The organism is Bradyrhizobium sp. KZN70725, from assembly GCF_055264925.1.
Window position 1 is genome coordinate 1 of sequence record NZ_JBUYWT010000059.1, and the last position, 12,531, is coordinate 12,531.

The 12,531-nt window shown below is 65.9% G+C and carries 16 protein-coding genes and 1 tRNA gene; 14 read left to right on the forward strand and 3 right to left on the reverse strand.

Going from position 1 to position 12,531, the window contains the following annotated elements; genetic code table 11:
* Nucleotides 1-106: 106 nt before the first annotated feature.
* On the reverse strand, nucleotides 107-427 hold the full coding sequence (locus ACZBJS_RS34930) for a hypothetical protein (protein WP_076830928.1): 321 nt from the start codon (nucleotides 425-427) through the stop codon (nucleotides 107-109).
* A 99-nt stretch (nucleotides 428-526) separates the two neighbouring features.
* Here ACZBJS_RS34930 and ACZBJS_RS34935 point away from each other — a divergent pair, with 99 nt between their 5' ends.
* A complete protein-coding gene (locus tag ACZBJS_RS34935) occupies nucleotides 527-652 on the forward strand; it encodes a hypothetical protein (protein ID WP_256527829.1) in 126 nt (41 codons plus the stop codon).
* Nucleotides 653-708: 56 nt separating this feature from the next.
* Here ACZBJS_RS34935 and ACZBJS_RS34940 read toward each other — a convergent pair.
* Nucleotides 709-783: transfer RNA gene (locus tag ACZBJS_RS34940), tRNA-Thr, on the reverse strand.
* Between the two features lie 325 nt (nucleotides 784-1,108).
* Here ACZBJS_RS34940 and ACZBJS_RS34945 point away from each other — a divergent pair.
* The 5 genes from ACZBJS_RS34945 to ACZBJS_RS34965 all read left to right on the forward strand — a co-directional run bounded on the left by ACZBJS_RS34945 (nucleotide 1,109) and on the right by ACZBJS_RS34965 (nucleotide 5,169).
* Complete coding sequence (locus tag ACZBJS_RS34945; protein ID WP_194295391.1) at nucleotides 1,109-1,321, forward strand: hypothetical protein; 213 nt, start codon at nucleotides 1,109-1,111, stop codon at nucleotides 1,319-1,321.
* 41 nt (nucleotides 1,322-1,362) lie between these two features.
* Nucleotides 1,363-3,060, forward strand: coding sequence for an FAD-dependent oxidoreductase (locus ACZBJS_RS34950; RefSeq protein ID WP_316398573.1), 1,698 nt, complete (start codon nucleotides 1,363-1,365; stop codon nucleotides 3,058-3,060).
* Between the two features lie 168 nt (nucleotides 3,061-3,228).
* Complete coding sequence (locus ACZBJS_RS34955; protein WP_057018148.1) at nucleotides 3,229-3,537, forward strand: UBP-type zinc finger domain-containing protein; 309 nt, start codon at nucleotides 3,229-3,231, stop codon at nucleotides 3,535-3,537.
* Between the two features lie 177 nt (nucleotides 3,538-3,714).
* On the forward strand, nucleotides 3,715-4,215 hold the full coding sequence (locus ACZBJS_RS34960) for a hypothetical protein (protein WP_057018160.1): 501 nt from the start codon (nucleotides 3,715-3,717) through the stop codon (nucleotides 4,213-4,215).
* Nucleotides 4,216-4,344: 129 nt separating this feature from the next.
* A complete protein-coding gene (locus ACZBJS_RS34965; RefSeq protein WP_050382324.1) occupies nucleotides 4,345-5,169 on the forward strand; it encodes an alpha/beta fold hydrolase in 825 nt (274 codons plus the stop codon).
* A 352-nt stretch (nucleotides 5,170-5,521) separates the two neighbouring features.
* Here ACZBJS_RS34965 and ACZBJS_RS34970 read toward each other — a convergent pair whose 3' ends face one another.
* Nucleotides 5,522-6,190: a TetR/AcrR family transcriptional regulator gene (locus ACZBJS_RS34970; RefSeq protein ID WP_410469810.1), complete on the reverse strand. Its 669-nt coding sequence runs from the start codon at nucleotides 6,188-6,190 to the stop codon at nucleotides 5,522-5,524.
* A gap of 106 nt (nucleotides 6,191-6,296) precedes the next feature.
* Here ACZBJS_RS34970 and ACZBJS_RS34975 point away from each other — a divergent pair, with 106 nt between their 5' ends.
* The 8 genes from ACZBJS_RS34975 to yacG all read left to right on the forward strand — a co-directional run bounded on the left by ACZBJS_RS34975 (nucleotide 6,297) and on the right by yacG (nucleotide 12,488).
* On the forward strand, nucleotides 6,297-7,235 hold the full coding sequence (locus tag ACZBJS_RS34975; protein ID WP_316398576.1) for an SDR family oxidoreductase: 939 nt from the start codon (nucleotides 6,297-6,299) through the stop codon (nucleotides 7,233-7,235).
* 29 nt (nucleotides 7,236-7,264) lie between these two features.
* On the forward strand, nucleotides 7,265-7,924 hold the full coding sequence (locus ACZBJS_RS34980; RefSeq protein WP_253638532.1) for a Rossmann-fold NAD(P)-binding domain-containing protein: 660 nt from the start codon (nucleotides 7,265-7,267) through the stop codon (nucleotides 7,922-7,924).
* 84 nt (nucleotides 7,925-8,008) lie between these two features.
* The gene (locus ACZBJS_RS34985; protein ID WP_057018152.1) at nucleotides 8,009-8,437 is read left to right on the forward strand and encodes a DUF2948 family protein; all 429 of its coding nucleotides are present in this window, start codon (nucleotides 8,009-8,011) and stop codon (nucleotides 8,435-8,437) included.
* Nucleotides 8,438-8,635: 198 nt separating this feature from the next.
* Nucleotides 8,636-9,931, forward strand: coding sequence for a histidinol dehydrogenase (hisD, locus tag ACZBJS_RS34990; RefSeq protein ID WP_316398578.1), 1,296 nt, complete (start codon nucleotides 8,636-8,638; stop codon nucleotides 9,929-9,931).
* A complete protein-coding gene (locus tag ACZBJS_RS34995) occupies nucleotides 9,928-10,434 on the forward strand; it encodes a UPF0262 family protein (RefSeq protein ID WP_316398580.1) in 507 nt (168 codons plus the stop codon). The genes hisD and ACZBJS_RS34995 overlap by 4 nt, the downstream gene beginning before the upstream one ends.
* 114 nt (nucleotides 10,435-10,548) lie before the next feature.
* Nucleotides 10,549-11,013 (forward strand): arsenate-mycothiol transferase ArsC, encoded by a 465-nt coding sequence (locus ACZBJS_RS35000; protein WP_076828053.1) that lies wholly within the window; start codon nucleotides 10,549-10,551, stop codon nucleotides 11,011-11,013.
* 197 nt (nucleotides 11,014-11,210) lie between these two features.
* Entirely contained in the window at nucleotides 11,211-11,840 is a 630-nt protein-coding gene (locus ACZBJS_RS35005; RefSeq protein WP_018269043.1) for a Maf-like protein, read from the forward strand.
* A 453-nt stretch (nucleotides 11,841-12,293) separates the two neighbouring features.
* Nucleotides 12,294-12,488 carry a DNA gyrase inhibitor YacG gene (yacG, locus tag ACZBJS_RS35010; RefSeq protein ID WP_057018155.1) on the forward strand — a complete coding sequence of 65 codons (195 nt, stop codon included), beginning with the start codon at nucleotides 12,294-12,296 and terminating at the stop codon, nucleotides 12,486-12,488.
* Nucleotides 12,489-12,531: the final 43 nt, after the last annotated feature.

Sequence of the window (12,531 nt, forward strand, 5' to 3'; positions counted from 1 at the left end):
CGACGCCGCTTGAGCGTCGCGCTCCTCGGCCGCATGCAAAGGTGTCCTTGCTGCATCCGGCTCATCAAAGGGCGCGACCCGCCGATCCACTTATGACACAGTAAGATTAGGCCAGGCGCTTGCGCACATCGTCGCGCATCTGCTCGCGGAACGCCTGGCGGCGGGCGGCGCGATCCTTGACCGGGACGTCGTGGCGATCGAACACGTCGAACTTCTCCAGGATCGGATAGTGCTCGCTCGCCATCGCTAGCACGCGCAGCAGGGCGGCGACCTTCGGGGTCGGGCCGGTGACTTCCCACCTGCGCAGTTTTTCGGCGCCGCCGGCGGCCGATAGCCCGCACAGCTTTGCCATGTCAGCCGCCGTCAGCTCGCGGCCCAGCGCCTCGCCGAGATGTTCGCGCAGTTTCTTCAGTTCTGGGCCGGTCACGCTTGGTCCGCTCCGCGATGGCAAAATGTGAAGTGAGTCACATGATGTGCTCGAGGCGCGGGTTATACGCCACGCAGGCGAGTTCTAAAGGAAACCATCATGCACGGCATCATCGAAAGCCTCAGCCCCGAACACGATCAGATCGATTGGAAATGGGTCGGCAGTGTGTTCGCCTTCTACGTCGTGCTGACGATCGGCGGGATGGGTGTGCTGCTGGCGCGTTGATTCCAGCGCACGCGGGCGCACCGCGTGCCTGCGACTGCCATCGTTTGCGAAGATCCTGGTGCTGCCAGACAGGATTGAACTGTCGACCTCTCCATTACCAATGGAGTGCTCTACCACTGAGCTACGGCAGCATGCCCGGGAAAAATTGAATCGGCCCCAAGGGCCCGTCCAAGCGGGCGGTTCTTGCCACAGGCCTCCCTTTGGCGCAAGCGAAACAGCGCCCCTGCCGCCCTTGAAATCGGCAGAAATCGACCGCCTCGCCGATGATTCCGGCCAATCTGGCCGATTTCGGCCGGATTGGGTTCCCGATTGCGCCGAAACTATCCCGATCCGCGCTTGCCGCCGAATCATATCGCCGCAACTGGCCGACCGGGCAGGGTGCGCGGGCATCCGCCATTGGCTATGCTCGGCCTATCCTCCCCTTGCGCAGGGCGGCGGCGGTTCGAGAGTTATGCAATGACAGGCGACCAGGACAGAGGCGGCGGGCAGGCCGGAGCCCGCGTGAAGGATTCACGACAGGATCGTCTCAAGCTGGCGCTGCGCGAAAACCTGAAGCGGCGGAAATCGCAGGCGCGCGGTCGTGACGATGCGGCCTCTTCCGAAGCCGCCCATGGTTCGCTAGATGGCGGCTCACCAGATGACGCCGGCGGAAACGAGCCGCGCCGTTAACCCGGTTCGTGCGCATTGTTATAAGGAAGCGGGTTGCCGAGATGGCTGTAGATGAGACGACGATCGATCGGCTGAGCGCAACCGCCTACGCCTTCCCGCGCCATGAGCAGACCTTTCCGACCCTGACCGCGCACGAGATCGAGCGGATGCGCCGCTTCGGCGAGCCGCGCTCATACCAGGACGGCGAGGCGCTGTTCGAGACCGGCAAGCCCGGGCCCGGCATGTTCGTGGTGCTGTCGGGCAATGTCTCGATCACCCAGCGCGACGGCCTCGGCCATGTCGCGCCGATCATCGACCAGGGACCGGGCCAGTTCCTCGCCGAGATCGGCCAGCTCTCCGGCCGCCCGGCGCTGGTCGACGGCCATGCCGATGGGGTGGTCGAGACGCTGCTGCTGCCGCCCGACCGGCTGCGCGCGCTCTTGGTTGCGGAGGCCGATCTCGGCGAACGCATCATGCGCGCGCTGATCCTGCGCCGCGTCAGCCTGATCCAGGGCGGCGCCGGCGGGCCGGTGCTGATCGGCCCCGCCTCGGTCGGCAACATGGCGTCGCTGCAGAATTTTTTGGCGCGCAACGGCCAGCCGCACCACCTCCTCGATCCCGAGACCGACAAGGATGCCGCCGACATCGTCGCGCGCTATTCGCCGACGCGCGCCGAGCTGCCGCTGGTGGTCTGTCCCAACGGCACGGTGCTGCGCAATCCGTCCGAGACCGCGCTTGCGATGGCGCTCGGCATGATCGGCAACAGCGCGCATGAAAAACTCTACGATGTCGCCGTGGTCGGCAGCGGCCCGGCCGGGCTTGCCACCGCGGTCTATGCGGCGTCGGAAGGCCTGTCGGTTGCGGTGTTCGATTCCCGCGCCTTCGGCGGCCAGGCCGGCGCCAGCATGCGCATCGAAAACTATCTGGGCTTTCCGACCGGCATCTCCGGCCAGGCGCTGGCCGGGCGCGCCTTCAACCAGGCCCAGAAATTCGGCGCCGAGATGCTGATCCCGGTCTCGATCAAATCGCTCGACTGCACGAAAGCGTCCGGCGCATTCGTGCTCGACACCGCCTGCGGGCATACGCTGCGCGCGAAATCCGTGGTGGTCGCCAGCGGGGCGCGCTATCGCCGGCCCGAGATCGACAATCTCGATGCGTTTGAAGGCCGCGGCGTCTGGTACTGGGCCTCGCCGATCGAGGCGCGGCTCTGCGCCAACCAGGACGTCGTGCTGGTCGGCGGCGGCAACTCCGCGGGGCAGGCGGCGGTGTTCCTGTCGGCGCATGCCCGCAAGGTCAACATGATGATCCGCGGCGGCGGGCTCGGAGCCAGCATGTCGCGCTATTTGATCGAGCGCATCGAGGCGACGCCGAATATCGAATTGATGTTCAACACCGAGGTGATCGGGCTCGACGGCGCGGAGACGCTGCAGCGGGTGCGCTGGCGCAGCCGGCTCGCGCCCGACGAGTTCACCATGGATATCCGCAATCTCTTTTTGTTTGTCGGCGCCGATCCGGCGACCGGCTGGCTCGAGGGCTGCGGGGTGCAGGTCGACCGCGGCGGCTTCGTGATGACCGGCGTGCAGACCGGCGAAGGCGCGCGCGCCGTGCCGCTGCTCGAGACCACGGTGCCCGGCGTGTTCGCGGTCGGCGACGTCCGCTCCGGATCGGTCAAGCGCGTCGGCGGCGCGATCGGCGAGGGCGCTCAGGTGGTGGCCGCGCTGCACGGCTATCTCGCTGACGCGGGTGATCACACACTGTAGCAACGTCGATGCGACGCACGCAAACGTTTTCCCGTCATCCTGAGGAGCCGCGAAGCGGCGTCTCGAAGGATGAATCGGCCACAGTGTGGCCGTGCATCCTTCGAGGCTCGCAAGAGCTCGCACCTCAGGATGACGGATCAGATAGCTGCGACAGGTAAGGGCCGAAAAATGACGAAAGGCTGCACCCATATCGCCGGCATCCAGGATGTCACGCCGAGTGCGCTTGGCTGCGAGGAATGCTTGAAGAGCGGCAGCCGCTGGCTGCATTTGCGCATCTGCCGCACTTGCGGCCATGTCGGCTGCTGCGACGACTCGCCGAACCGGCATGCGACGGCGCATTTCCACGCCACCGGCCATCCCGTGATCGAGGGCTACGATCCGCCGGAAGGCTGGGGCTGGTGCTATGTCGACGAGGTGCTGTTCGACCTGTCGAAGCGCAAGACGCCGCATAACGGACCGATCCCGCGCTATTATTGATGAGGCTTCTCGCACGGCGCACGTGCCGCATCGTGTGACATATGTGCGAAAATTTTCAGCAATCGCCCGCGCCGGCAATTTTTGATGGGATGTCGGCCGTCCTGCCATCGAAGCATGTAGCAATTTTCCGTCACGCATCGTAACCTCGCACGCGGGTCTCAACGGGGAGTGCGCCACATGACGACATTGGTGCTCGTGCACGTCATTATCAGCCTGATTGCAATCGTCGCCGGCGTGCTCGTGATGTTCGGGCTGCTCGGCTCGCGCGCGATGCCGGGGCTGACCGCGATCTTCCTCGCGCTCACGATCCTGACCAGCGCCACCGGCTTCGTGATCCCGCCTTTGGTGACCGAGAAGCTGCTGCCGTCGCACATCATCGGCGGGCTTTCGCTGGTGCTGCTCGCGATCGCCTGCATTGCGCTCTATGCGATGCAGCTCAAGGGCGCCTGGCGTCCGATCTATATCGTGACCGCGATGGTCTCGCTCTATCTCAACGTCTTCGTGCTGGTCATCCAGAGCTTCCTCAAGGTGCCGGCGTTGCAGGCGCTGGCGCCAGCCGTGCCGCCGAACCCGCCATCCGGGCCGGTCTTTGCCGTGGTGCAGGGCATCGTGCTGGTGTTCTTCGTCCTGGTGACCATCGGTGCCTGGCGCCGGTTCAGGGCGGTCACGTTCGCCTGATCTGACAACACCTCGTCATTCCGGGGCGACGCGCAGCGTCGAACCCGGAATCTCGCAATCTAATCTCTAGATTCCGGGTACGCTTCGCGTGCCCCGGAATGACGCATTGGCAACAAGAGGAGCAATCAAATGCCCACCATCACCACCAAAGACGGCGTCGAGATTTTCTACAAGGATTGGGGCTCGGGCCAGCCGATCGTGTTCAGCCATGGCTGGCCGCTGTCGTCGGACGACTGGGACGCGCAGATGCTGTTCTTCGTGGGGCACGGCTTTCGCGTCGTCGCCCATGACCGCCGCGGCCACGGCCGCTCCGCCCAGGTCGCCGACGGTCATGACATGGATCACTATGCCGACGACCTCGCTTCCGTCACCGCGCATCTCGATCTGAAGAACGCCGTCCATGTCGGCCATTCCACCGGCGGCGGCGAGGTGGTGCACTACATCGCCCGCCACGGCGAGAGCCGGGTGGCGAAGGCGGCGATCCTGAGCGCGGTGCCGCCGTTGATGGTGCAGACGGCGAATAATCCCGGCGGCTTGCCGAAGTCGGTATTCGACGGCTTGCAGGCTCAACTCGCCGCCAATCGCTCGCAATTCTACCGCGACCTGCCGGCCGGGCCGTTCTACGGCTACAACCGGCCCGGCGCAAAACCGTCGGAAGCCGTGATCCAGAACTGGTGGCGGCAGGGCATGATGGGCGGCGCCAAGGCGCATTACGACGGCATCGTCGCGTTCTCGCAGACCGACTTCACCGAGGATCTGAAGAAGATCAACGTGCCGGTGCTGGTGATGCATGGCGACGACGACCAGATCGTGCCCTACGCCGACTCCGCCCCGCTCTCGGCCAAGCTTCTGAAGAACGGCACGCTGAAGACCTATAAGGGTTTTCCGCACGGCATGCCGACGACGGAGGCCGAGACGATCAACGCCGACCTGCTGGCGTTCATCAAGGGCTGAAGGTGAGAGAGGCTGTGCTCTGCGCCGCGCGTCTCAACATTGCGCAGCCTCAATCCACCTCGCCCGGTGGCTCACTCCTCTCCCCACAAGGGGCAGGGCAATCGCATACGGAATGAACCGATTCTTCCGCGCCGTCATGGCCGGGCTAAACACTTGTCCCGGCCATCCACGTCTTCTCTTCGCGTGGAAACGAAGACGTGGATGCCCGGGACAAGCTCGGGCATGACGAGTTTGTGGGAACTCCGATCGCCTCAAACGGCCATATGCGATTGCCCTACCACAAGGGGGAGGAGTCCGAAGCATGTGCTCGCCTTACGGAGACTATGTTTCGGAAGCGCCGTGATCGGCTGGCTCACTCGAAAATCGCGCGGATCGCGGCGAACAGGCGCTTGGCGACCAGGTCCGGCTTCTCGCGGGCGCCATCGTCGGCCCAGAGCTCGCTGCCGACGCGCATCGCGCCGGTCGTGATCATCGCGACCAGCCGGGCTTTCATCCGGTCGCTCCTGTGGTTGGCGCGCTTGAGCAACGCGTTGGCGAGTTCGCGCTCAAGCCCTTCATATTTGGCCTGATCGCGCGCCTGCAGCGCTGGATTGTCGCGCTTCAGCCGCGCCAGCGCGACCGCCTCGCGCGGGTCGATCTGCTTGACCATGTCGGCGATGGCGTTCTCGGCGGCCTGCAGCATGGATTCAGTGGCCGGGCGCGCCGCAACGGCTGCGATCAGTGCCGCGGTACCGTCCTCCTGCCAGGCCAGCACCACGTCTTCCTTCGAGGCGAAATAGTGAAAGAAGGTGCGGCGCGAGACGTCGGCGGCGGCGACGATGTCGTCGAGCGTGGTCGCCTCGAAGCTGCGCTCGAGAAACAGCATCATCGCCGCCTTGGTCAGCCGTTCCCGGGTCTCCTGCCGCTTGCGTGCGCGCAGGCCCGCCGCCGGCGGCGCCGGATTCGCTTTGGATTGCGCCGACTTGACCGGTTTCTTGGCCGATTTCCTGGCCGGTTTGCGCGCGGGCGCCGGACGTTGCAATTTTTCACCCCTTGCAAAAATGCACTTAGTGCACATTTCGTCGGATGCGGCTGGACCCGCAGGAACCCGACGAGAAACCCGAATCGTGTCGCAAGGAGATATAAGCATGACCGGCTGGAGCACTGCAGACATTCCGCGGCAGGGCGGCAGGACCGCCGTGATCACGGGCGCTACCGGCGGACTCGGCTATGAGACCGCGCTGGAACTGGCGCGCGCCGGCGCCAATGTCGTGCTCACCGGCCGCAACGGCGCCAAGGGGCAGGACGCGCTGGCGCGAATCCGCGCGCAGCTTCCCGATGCCGCGGTGACCTATGAAACGCTCGACCTCGCGAACCTCGCATCGGTTGCCGATTTCGCCGGGCGCTTCGCCGCCACGCATACCACGCTCGATCTCCTGATCAACAATGCCGCGGTGATGTCGCTGCCGACGCGGCAGGTCACCGCTGACGAGTTCGAGATGCAGTTCGGCACCAACTATCTCGGCCACTATGCGTTGACCGCGCTGCTGTTGCCGCAGCTCCGCCGCGGCCACAACACCCGCGTCGTCAATCTTTCCAGCCTTGCGCATCGCTCCGGCGTCATCAATTTCGACGATCTGCAGGCCCGCCGTTCCTACGCGCCGTGGCGCGCCTACTGCCAGTCGAAGCTTGCGATGCTGATGTTCGCGCTCGAACTGCAGCGTCGCAGTGCGATCAACGGCTGGGGACTGATGAGCAATGCCGCGCATCCCGGCTACGCGCGCACCGAGCTGATCCCGAACGGTCCCGGCACCGACAGCCTGTCGTGGCGGTTCGGTCGATATTTGCAGCCGATCATGAGCCACTCCGCGGCGGCGGGCGCATTGCCGACGCTGTTCGCGGCGACCTCAGCCGCGGCCCAGCCGGGCGGCTATTACGGGCCCAACGGGTTCTACGAGTTGAAGGGCCCACCTGCGCCGGCGCGCATCATGCCGCACGCCAGGGACATCGCGGTAGCGCAGCGGCTATGGGATATCTCGGCGGCGCTGACCGGTGTATCGTTTGATCAGGTCGCAACCGCCGCCTGAACGGATCGGGCGGCAGCAGGGCAATCGAGATGAAGGTCATCCTGTTCGGCGCGACCGGCATGGTCGGGCAGGGCGTGCTGCGCGAATGCCTGCTCGATCCCGGCGTCGAGCGCGTGCTCGCGGTTGGGCGCAGCCCGACCGGGCAGCGCGATGCCAAGCTTGTCGAGTTGATCCACGACAATTTCGTCGATTACAGCGCGATCGAGCCTCAGCTTGCCGGCTACGACGCCTGCTTCTTCTGCCTCGGCGTCTCCTCGATCGGCATGGACGAGGCACGCTACCGCCATCTCACCTACGACATCACGCTGGCCGCGGCGACGGTGCTGGCGCGGCTCAATCCCGGCATGGTGTTCACCTATGTCACGGGGCGTAGCACCGATTCCACCGAGCGCGGCCCATTGATGTGGGCGCGGGTGAAGGGCAAGACCGAGAACGATTTGCTCAAGCTGCCGTTCAAGGCCGCCTACATGTTCCGGCCTGCCGGGATCCAGCCGCTGCATGGCGTCCGCTCCAAGACCGGCTGGGTGCAGGCGATCTATCTCGCGACCTCGCCGCTGCTTTCCTTTCTGGTGCGGGTCGCCCCGAGCTACATGACGACATCGGAACAGCTCGGCCGCGCCATGCTGAAGGTCGCCCGCGACGGCTACCCCAGGCCGGTGCTGGAGAGCGAGGACATCAATCGCCTCTGAAGCGTGGTGGGCCGGTTCCCTCGCGCGGCGATTTCGCCAGGTCTCTTGGTACCTCCCGGGCCGCGAGGCGTTATAACCACCGTCATGTCCCCACCCGCGCCGCTGAAACTGATTGCTCTCGATGCCGATGACCTCGCGGTCATCTCGGCTCATGTGCAGGACGCCCACGTCCAGCCCTCCGACATCGTCTGGCGCCAGGACGAGAAGCGGCTCGTGGTCGGCCTGAACCGGCTGGACTGGGAGCAGACCCTGTCGGGCGGCGCCTGCTCGCGGCGGCTGATCGCCGCGCTCAGGTTCGACCGGGTGCTGGCATGCAAGTCGCGCAATATCGACCTGGAAGTCCCGGAAGCCACCCTGGAACTGCTCGGGATCGAGTTCTATGCCTCCGACCCGCCGGGCGGCAGCGCGCTCCTGATGTTCGGCCATGGTGGGGCGCTGCGGCTGGATGTCGAGTGCCTGGAGTGCGAATTGACCGATCTGGGCATCGACGATCTCGGCGTGGCGCCGGGGTGATTGGGCACGTCATTCCGGGGCGGTCCCAACGGGTCCGCGCAAGGCGCGGCCCGATGACAGGCTCCGGACCAGACCCGGAATCTCGAGATTCCGGGTCTGGTCCTTCGGACCATCCCGGAATGACATCCCCCAAGGGTTGACGGCCATTATCCGTCGCGCCATTGAGCAGGGACCCGAATTCCTCCTAAGAAAGCCGTCATGCCCGTTCGCCTGGACCGACAGAGCGCCGATTTCGAGCAGCGATTCCGCGATTTCCTGGCGGCCAAGCGCGAGGTGTCGGCCGACGTCGAGCGCGCCACCCGCACGATCGTCGACGACGTGGCGGCCCGCGGCGACGCGGCGCTGCTCGAGGCGACCAAAAAGTTCGACCGGCTCGATATCGACGCGGCCGGCCTGCGCATTACCGCAGCCGAGATCGACGCCGCGGTGGCGGCCTGCGACCCCAAGACCGTCGAGGCCCTGAGGTTCGCGCGCGACCGGATCGAGACCTTCCACCGCCGCCAGTTGCCGAAGGACGAGCGCTTCACCGATGCCGCCGGCGTCGAGCTCGGCTGGCGCTGGAGCGCGGTCGATGCGGTCGGCCTCTACGTGCCCGGCGGCACCGCGGCCTATCCGTCCTCGGTGCTGATGAACGCGGTGCCGGCCAAGGTCGCCGGCGTGCCGCGGGTGGTGATGGTGGTTCCGGCGCCGGACGGCAAGCTCAACCCGCTGGTGCTCGCCGCCGCCCATCTCGGCGGCGTCTCGGAAATCTACCGCGTCGGCGGCGCCCAGGCGGTGGCGGCACTGGCCTACGGCACCGCGACAATCGCGCCGGTCGCCAAGATCGTCGGCCCCGGCAACGCCTATGTCGCCGCGGCAAAACGGCTGGTGTTCGGCAAGGTCGGCATCGACATGATCGCCGGCCCCTCCGAGGTGCTGGTCATCGCCGACGACACCGGTAATGCCGACTGGATCGCGGCCGACCTCTTGGCCCAGGCCGAGCATGACGTCAGCGCGCAGTCGATCCTGATCACCGACAGTGCACGGCTCGCCGCCGACGTCGAGCGCGCGGTCGAGACGCAGCTAGCGACCTTGCCGCGCGGCGAGATCGCCCGCACCTCGTGGAACGACTTCGGTGCCGTGATCAAGGTGGCAAAACTCGACGACGCGGTCGAGCTCGCCAATGCGATCGCGGCCGAGCATCTCGAGATCATGACCGCGGATGCCGAGGGCCTGTCGGACAAGGTCCGCAACGCCGGGGCGATCTTCCTCGGGGCCCATACCCCGGAGGCGATCGGCGACTATGTCGGCGGCTCCAACCATGTGCTGCCGACCGCGCGCTCGGCGCGGTTCTCCTCGGGCCTCGGGGTGCTTGACTTCATGAAGCGAACCTCGATCCTGCGGTGCGGGCCGGATCAACTCCGTGCGCTCGGGCCCGCCGCGATGACGCTCGGCCAGGCCGAGGGTCTCGATGCCCATTCACGTTCCGTCGGATTGCGCCTCAACCTCTCATGAACAAGCCACCAGACGACGAGGATTCCAACAATCGCATCGTCGCGGTGACGCTCGACGAGGAATCGATCGGCCGTTCCGGGCCCGATATCGAGCATGAACGGGCGATCGCGATCTACGATTTGATCGAGCAGAACCTGTTCGCGCCCGAGGACGCCGCCGGGCCGGGGCCTTACACCCTGCATATCGCGATCACCGGCAACCGGCTGATGTTCGATATCCGCAAGGAGGACGGCGCGCCGGTGGTCGCGCATCTGTTGTCGCTGACTCCGTTCCGCCGTGTCGTGAAGGACTACTTCATGATCTGCGACAGCTACTATCAGGCGATCCGGACCGCGACGCCGGACAAGATCGAGGCGATCGACATGGGCCGCCGCGGCATCCATGACGAGGGCTCGCGCACGCTGCAGGAGCGGCTCAAGGGCAAGGTGCGCGTCGATTTCGAGACCGCGCGGCGGCTGTTCACGCTGATCACTGTGCTGCACTGGAAGGGTGAAGGCGCATGATCCCGAGAAGTGGATACCGGTTTTCGGATCAGATTATGCGCCAATCGAAGTGGCGCATGATCGGTGAAGCGGTGATTGACGGGGGCGTACCCCGATCGAAAAAAGCCTGATCGCATGGAAGCGCCGCGCGCGCGCAACCCCCAGGCCGTGCTGTTCGCATGCGGCCTGAACAGCGTGCGGTCGCCGATGGCCGAAAGCCTGCTGCAGCAGATGTTTCCGCAAGGCCTCTATGTCCGCTCGGCCGGCGTCAAGAAGGGTGAGCTCGACCCGTTCGCCGTCTCGGTCATGGCCGAACTCGGCCAGGACATTTCCAGCCACAAGCCGCAAACCTTCGAGGAGCTCGAGGACTGGGAGGGGCTGAACTTCGATCTCATCATCACGCTGTCGCCGGAGGCGCACCACAGGGCGCTGGATCTCACCCGCACGCTCGCCGCCGATGTCGAATACTGGCCGACGCAGGATCCGACCGGCACCAGCGGCAACCGCGAGCAGAAGCTCGCCGCCTACCGCGAGGTCTGCGACGGCCTGTTGCTGCGCATCCGCCGCCGCTTTGCCAGGGCCGGCGCGGCAAACCTGTGAGGCTCGGCGAGGCGAGGGGACCAGCTTGTTCCGATTCGCAGAACCGCCGCTTGTCGCCAGACTGACAAACAGCTGTGCTTATGGGGCCTGGTCTCAGGCGGGGGCGCGATTCGCGGCCGGTTCCAAGGTTGTGCATCCATGCCCCATCCGATAGGTTCCGCCCGCGTCTGTCCCCCCGATTCAGCCCAAAAGCCCGCATGCTAGGCCGTCCCAAATTCGTTCTTGCTTCCGGTTCGCCGCGGCGGCTGGCCCTGCTCAACCAGGCCGGCATCGAGCCCGATGCGCTGCGCCCGGCCGATGTCGACGAGACTCCGCGGCGGGGCGAGTTGCCGCGCGCCTGCGCCAACCGCCTGGCGCGCGCCAAGGCCGACGCGGCGCTGAAATCGGTGCATCTTGACGACGACCTGCGCGGCTCCTTCATCATTGCCGCCGACACCGTGGTCGCGGTCGGCCGCCGCATCCTGCCCAAGGCCAATCTGGTCGACGAGGCCGCGCAGTGCCTGCGGCTGCTGTCGGGCCGCAATCACCGCGTCTACACCGCGATCTGTGTGGTGACGCCGCGCGAGGCATTCCGTCAGCGCCTGGTCGAAACGCGCGTGCGCTTCAAGCGGCTCAGCGAGGACGACATCCAGGCCTATATCGGCTCCGGCGAATGGCGCGGCAAAGCCGGCGGCTACGCGGTGCAGGGCATTGCCGGGTCGTTCGTGGTCAAGATGGTCGGCTCCTACACCAATGTGGTCGGCCTGCCGCTCTACGAGACCGTGACCTTGCTCGGCGGCGAGGGCTTTCCGATCCGCCACGGCTGGCTCAACTCCGTCGCGGTGTGAGGTATCCACTGAGGTCGTATCGCATCGCAGATGCGATACGGATGGGGCTCTTTCCTCGTGAACGACTCGCGATGAGACCCCACCCCAACTGCTCCACATCGTCATGGCCGGGCTATGCAACGAGGCCGATAGCCGGACGCGATAGCCTGCCGCAGGGGCGCGCTGCCAAAATATCGAAAACAACCCCATGCAAAGTAGCCGGCGGCTGCGGGCGTTCGACACGACAACTTGACTCGTCGGGCAAATCAGCGGCATTCTTCCATTATCCAGAAATCGCGGAGACGCCCTTCGCTCCGAGGCTATCGCCCTGCGCTTGCGGGCGAGGCCGCCGTCTCGAGCCACGAGGCCAAGCACCTGCGCGGCCGGCGAAGACGCATATGCGATTGCCCTACCCGTAAGCAGGGAGGGAACGCAGCGGAACATGCGGCAGATGATGTAAACTCCGGCTCAGCCATGACCGACCAAGCCCGAACGCCCAAGGCCATACCCTCTGCCACCCCGCGCGCCTGCCCGATCTGCGGCAAGCCCGTCGAGCAGGCCTTCCGCCCGTTCTGCTCGGCGCGCTGCCGCGACGTCGATCTCAACCGCTGGCTGACCGGCCGCTATGTCGTGCCCGGCCGCGAGGACGACGCGGAGGACCCGGAATAGCCAAGATTTCCCAACAAGTTGGGGAAAGAGTGCCGGGCGGGCC

Bases quoted from the DNA above. Each gene is read 5' to 3' on its own strand.
- ACZBJS_RS34955 (WP_057018148.1), top strand. From the start codon at position 3,229: ATGACGAAAGGCTGCACCCATATCGCCGGCATCCAGGATGTCACGCCG.
- ACZBJS_RS34980 (WP_253638532.1), top strand. From the start codon at position 7,265: ATGAAGGTCATCCTGTTCGGCGCGACCGGCATGGTCGGGCAGGGCGTG.
- ACZBJS_RS34965 (WP_050382324.1), top strand. From the start codon at position 4,345: ATGCCCACCATCACCACCAAAGACGGCGTCGAGATTTTCTACAAGGAT.
- ACZBJS_RS34945 (WP_194295391.1), top strand. From the start codon at position 1,109: ATGACAGGCGACCAGGACAGAGGCGGCGGGCAGGCCGGAGCCCGCGTG.
- ACZBJS_RS34995 (WP_316398580.1), top strand. From the start codon at position 9,928: ATGAACAAGCCACCAGACGACGAGGATTCCAACAATCGCATCGTCGCG.
- ACZBJS_RS34960 (WP_057018160.1), top strand. From the start codon at position 3,715: ATGACGACATTGGTGCTCGTGCACGTCATTATCAGCCTGATTGCAATC.
- ACZBJS_RS35000 (WP_076828053.1), top strand. From the start codon at position 10,549: ATGGAAGCGCCGCGCGCGCGCAACCCCCAGGCCGTGCTGTTCGCATGC.
- ACZBJS_RS34975 (WP_316398576.1), top strand. From the start codon at position 6,297: ATGACCGGCTGGAGCACTGCAGACATTCCGCGGCAGGGCGGCAGGACC.
- ACZBJS_RS35005 (WP_018269043.1), top strand. From the start codon at position 11,211: ATGCTAGGCCGTCCCAAATTCGTTCTTGCTTCCGGTTCGCCGCGGCGG.
- ACZBJS_RS34985 (WP_057018152.1), top strand. From the start codon at position 8,009: ATGTCCCCACCCGCGCCGCTGAAACTGATTGCTCTCGATGCCGATGAC.
- ACZBJS_RS34935 (WP_256527829.1), top strand. From the start codon at position 527: ATGCACGGCATCATCGAAAGCCTCAGCCCCGAACACGATCAGATCGAT.
- ACZBJS_RS34950 (WP_316398573.1), top strand. From the start codon at position 1,363: ATGGCTGTAGATGAGACGACGATCGATCGGCTGAGCGCAACCGCCTAC.
- yacG (WP_057018155.1), top strand. From the start codon at position 12,294: ATGACCGACCAAGCCCGAACGCCCAAGGCCATACCCTCTGCCACCCCG.
- hisD (WP_316398578.1), top strand. From the start codon at position 8,636: ATGCCCGTTCGCCTGGACCGACAGAGCGCCGATTTCGAGCAGCGATTC.